This is a genomic window from Microcystis sp. M53598_WE2 (genome assembly GCF_030067735.1).
In the GTDB taxonomy this organism is placed as follows: domain Bacteria; phylum Cyanobacteriota; class Cyanobacteriia; order Cyanobacteriales; family Microcystaceae; genus Microcystis; species Microcystis aeruginosa.
Window position 1 is genome coordinate 1 of the sequence record NZ_JASJFE010000942.1, and the last position, 4430, is coordinate 4430.

At 37.1% G+C, this 4430-nt stretch carries 3 protein-coding genes and 1 pseudogene; 2 read left to right on the plus strand and 2 right to left on the minus strand.

The window, feature by feature from the left end; genetic code table 11:
- Positions 1-221, minus strand: a 221-nt coding sequence (locus tag PX636_RS19225; RefSeq protein ID WP_288118337.1) for a helix-turn-helix domain-containing protein, incomplete at its 3' end; no start/stop codon positions are given.
- Between the two features lie 91 nt (positions 222-312).
- On the opposite strand from PX636_RS19225, the gene PX636_RS19230 reads away from it, so the two are divergent.
- A complete protein-coding gene (locus tag PX636_RS19230; protein ID WP_288118339.1) occupies positions 313-2934 on the plus strand; it encodes an O-linked N-acetylglucosamine transferase, SPINDLY family protein in 2622 nt (873 codons plus the stop codon).
- A 112-nt stretch (positions 2935-3046) separates the two neighbouring features.
- Here the strand turns inward: PX636_RS19230 and PX636_RS19235 are convergent.
- A pseudogene (locus tag PX636_RS19235) lies at positions 3047-3260 on the minus strand (IS30 family transposase); the annotation flags it as partial.
- Positions 3261-3431: 171 nt separating this feature from the next.
- On the opposite strand from PX636_RS19235, the gene PX636_RS19240 reads away from it, so the two are divergent.
- The gene (locus tag PX636_RS19240) at positions 3432-4241 is read left to right on the plus strand and encodes a creatininase family protein (RefSeq protein WP_002780034.1); all 810 of its coding nucleotides are present in this window, start codon (positions 3432-3434) and stop codon (positions 4239-4241) included.
- Positions 4242-4430: the final 189 nt, after the last annotated feature.

Consider the following 4430-nt stretch of genomic DNA (forward strand, 5'->3'; position numbering starts at 1 on the left):
CAGCTTACTTCATTGAGAAACTCTAATTCTTCTTGCTTTTTCCAATCGGTTAGCATTGAAGAAGTTTGAGCGTAGCCTACTCTTTCTTGTCTTTCGTACCAAGCTTGTGTTCGTTCGTGGAGAGCTTTGTTGTAAACTAATCTTACACAGCCCAATGTGCGCCGCAATAGCGACTCTTGTTCGGGTGTGGGGTAAAATCGAAACGAATAGGCTTTTTCCATGTCTCACATTTTAGCATATATTTCGTAAACGATGCTCATATTTAACAGTAAAGCCGTCGTAGAACGACGGGGTTTCAGACCCAAATTTTCGATGATCAACAGTAATCACCAACAAGCGATCGAGCTAATGTTAGCATCGGGAGACTATAATCAGTTATTGTTATTTTGTCAACAAGCGCTCGCGGTTCATCCGGAAGTGACTGATTATTATCCCTATCTGGGATTAGCTTATCTGCTGCTAGAGCAGCAAGCAACAGCGCAAGAAATTTGGTTATTTTGGCTATTACAATCAGAGTCTAGTCAAGATTTAATTATGCTCCTCAAAAAAGAGATAATTAGAAATCTCGATTGCTGGCAGTTTGGCCAAGCTAAATTAATCTATCTTCAGTGGCTAGAATTAGAGGAAATAGAAGGGGATGAAGAGATAGAAAATTATGCCCTGACTGCGATAAACTCCTGTCTTCAAGAGGTGCAAGAGGCAATTAATCGGCGAGAATATACTTTAGCTGAGGACTTTTACTTAAGAATTTTATCTTGGCGTGAACAATTAGCTTACATCTGGCACGATTTAGGATATTTATACTATATAATTAACCGACTAACAGAATCTTTTAACTGTTTAGCACGAGCCATAGAATTAGAGGAAAATCAAGCCTTATATCATTATACTATGGCCATGGTGCTAGAAAAGCAATCACGTTTAGATATAGCTTTATCAGCTTATCAAAAAGCGATTGATCTCAATGCTAATTTTGTCGATGCTTATAATAAACTGGGCAATTTATTTTATCGATTAGGGCAGCTAGAGTCAGCCGAAAAATTCTATCAGCAGGGAATTAATAACCAGGCTGATTTTTATCCTTTCTATATCAATTTAGGCAATGTCTATTTAGTTAAACAAGCTTGGACAGAAGCAAAAAATGCTTATAAAATGGCTCAACAACTGGCAGGAGATAGAGGAGAAATTAGTCAAAATCTCTCCCTTTGGCAAATTCTGCAAGCTGACCAAAAAAGAGCGAATCTTTATTCTGGTGATTATTTTTATCAAAGAAAAATCTATCAATTAGCATTAAACTATTATCAAAAATTATTAGCAATTAAAATAGAGGACAGCAATTTTTATTTAAATTGCGCCCATTGCCATCTCATTCTTAAAGAAGAAAAACAAGCTTTAGAAGTGTATAAAAAAGGCATTGCCTATCATCCAGAAAATATTGATTTACATTTGCGCCTAATTTGGTTACTACAAAATAATTATCCGATCGAGGTGGCAATTCAAGCAACTAAATCAGCTTTAGAGTATCTTCCCGATCACCCATCCCTGAAGTTAGAATTAATGCGGTTAATGCCGATAGTTTACACAACTCAAGCCGATATTATGCAATATCGATCAAACTACGAGAAACGGTTAGATAATATCTTGGAAAATCTTGATTTAAACACTAATAATCAACAACAAGAGGCTTGGAAAAGTATTGGATTAAGAACTAACTTTTATCTTCAATATCAAGCGGAAAATGATTTAGAACTACAAAAAAAATATGGAGAATTAGTTTATAAAATTGCCTCGGTTAACTTTCCCAATTGGGTAAAAAACCTAACCATGCCTACGGGAAAAATTCGCCTTGGCTATATTTCTGCTCACCTGCGTCATCACACAGTAGCGAAACTCTTTCAAGGATGGTTGCAGTGGCGAAATCGAGAACAATTTGAAATTTATTGTTATGGAATAGATATTAATAACACCTTCGATAATTTTACCAAACAATATCAAGAGCAAAGTGAATATTTTTATCAGTTTGATAATCTGGTCAATATGGAAACAATTGCCCAACATATTTTAGATAATCAGTTACATATTCTGGTTTATTTAGATATTGGTATGGATGCTCGTACTACCCAACTAGCAGGATTGCGTTTAGCTCCAGTACAATGTGTAACTTGGGGCCATCCAATCACCTCAGGATTACCAACCATTGATTATTTTATCTCCAGTGAATTAATGGAACCTGTGGAGGGAGATAATCACTACAGTGAAAAATTAATTCGCTTATCCAATTTAGGTATTGCCTATGCTAAACCCTCGCTTCCTCCCCAGAGAAAAACTCGTTTAGAGATGGGATTAGCCGAGGATAAAATCATCTACTTAAACTGTCAAAGTTTATTTAAATATCTGCCAGAAAATGACGATATTTTTCCTAGAATTGCCCGACAAGTTCCCCACAGCCACTTTATTTTTATCTGTCATCGTAGCGAATTTGTGACCCATTGCTTTCAGTCGAGATTAAGTCAAGCTTTTAATAAGTATGGACTCAATTGGCAAGATTACGGGGTAATGATGCCACAATTAGAACAAAATGATTATTTTCAGCTTAACTTATTAGCAGACATCTATTTAGATAACTTAAGTTGGTCGGGAGGAAATACCACCTTAGAAGCAATTGCCTGTCAGCTTCCAGTTGTTACCTGTCCAGGGGAATTTATGCGCGGACGACATTCCTATGCTATCTTGAAAAGATTAGGAATAACTGATACAATTGCTACGGATAAAAATCACTATATTGAAATTGCTATCCGTTTAGGTTTAGATAATCAATGGCGACAAACAATCAAAGATTATACTAAAATGAATATCGATACAGTATTTAACGATCGAACCTCTGTAGAAAGTCTAGAAAGATTTTATCAATCTGTAGTAGGAGAAGGTAAATAAAACTTTAGGGTTACATAGGGTTTGCGGCAAAAAGTTTGTTGGGGTGTGGGGTATGGGGAAGAAAACCAGATAAAGTTCATTTTGTCAAGGATTTAAGATGCTCTTACCCTGGGTTTAATCCTCTTTCCCAAAAATGATAAGGAGTAGCAAAATAAAAATCTGTTCCTAGTTTCTGACTCAACTCTTGATGTCCACAAAATTCTTTGGCCTTGTCACAAAGGTCGGTTTTTCTTTTGTCAGGGGGAATCTCTTGGAAAAGTTTTTCGGTGACAAGGGTTGATTTCCGATGCGGTTTTGTTCTTGGCCAATGCTGCCACGCTTATTTTTCGCTCCGCTTCGACTCTTTCTTTTTCCTCGTCTGGCCCTATAGGTATTCTTGATACTCTCCATAGTCTCGATAGTTGACGATTGGCCACCTTGCCAAGAATTAGTGATAAAATTACAATATAAACAGTAATTTTTTCCCCCAAGCATAATCCCTCACCCCCAATAAAATTATGATGCACGGTTTTATTCCCCCACATCGTTATTTTCCCTATCTTACTTGGACAGATATAGATTCAATGCCAGATAAGGAAAATGTGGTAATTATTCAACCCATCGGTGCGATCGAACAACACGGACCCCATCTACCTATTGCCGTCGATGCTGCCATTAGTTTAGGGGTTTTAGGCAAAGCTTTCGAGAAATTAGATACAAACATCGCCGCTTTCGCTTTACCCTGTCTCTACTACGGAAAATCTAACGAACATTGGTCTTTTCCAGGCACGATTACCCTCTCGGCAGCCACCTTATTAACCCTCATTCAAGAGATAGCTGAAAGTCTCTATCGTTCGGGTTTTCGCAAGTTAGTATTAATGAACTCCCACGGCGGGCAACCGCAAGTTATGGAAATTGCTGCTAGGGATATTCATCAACAATATCCCGATTTTTTAGTATTTCCTTTTTTCACTTGGCGAGTTCCCCACAATGCGGCTGAATTATTCTCGGAATATGAATTAGAATACGGTATTCATGCAGGAGATGTGGAAACTAGCATTATGTTATCATTACTGCCAGAACAGGTAAAAATTGAGCGGGCCGTCCGAGAATATCCTCAAGGTTTGCCAGAAAATAGTTTGTTAACTATGGAGGGAAAATTACCCTTTGCTTGGTTAACTAAGGAATTAACTAAAAGTGGAGTGATGGGAGATGCTACTAATGCAAGTAAAGAAAAAGGCGATCGATTATTAGAATCAGTTGCTAATGGTTGGGTACAGGCGATCACTGATGTTTATCAATTCCGTCAACCGAAGTTATATTCATAGAAGATTAATGAGAGTTGTTAATAAGCTTTACTGCATTTTAACTGCCTATTGTTAACTTTATTACAAAGGGGAAAATCCCTCTAACTTCGCCTTTGATTCGGGAATTTGATCACGATCTTGCCTGAGCATAAATAGAGTAAACTTTAACAAGATAAGAGTAATTTTTTCCATAATTATTAATCTAAATTA

Bases quoted from the DNA above. Each gene is read 5' to 3' on its own strand.
- PX636_RS19230 (WP_288118339.1), top strand. From the start codon at position 313: ATGATCAACAGTAATCACCAACAAGCGATCGAGCTAATGTTAGCATCG.
- PX636_RS19240 (WP_002780034.1), top strand. From the start codon at position 3,432: ATGATGCACGGTTTTATTCCCCCACATCGTTATTTTCCCTATCTTACT.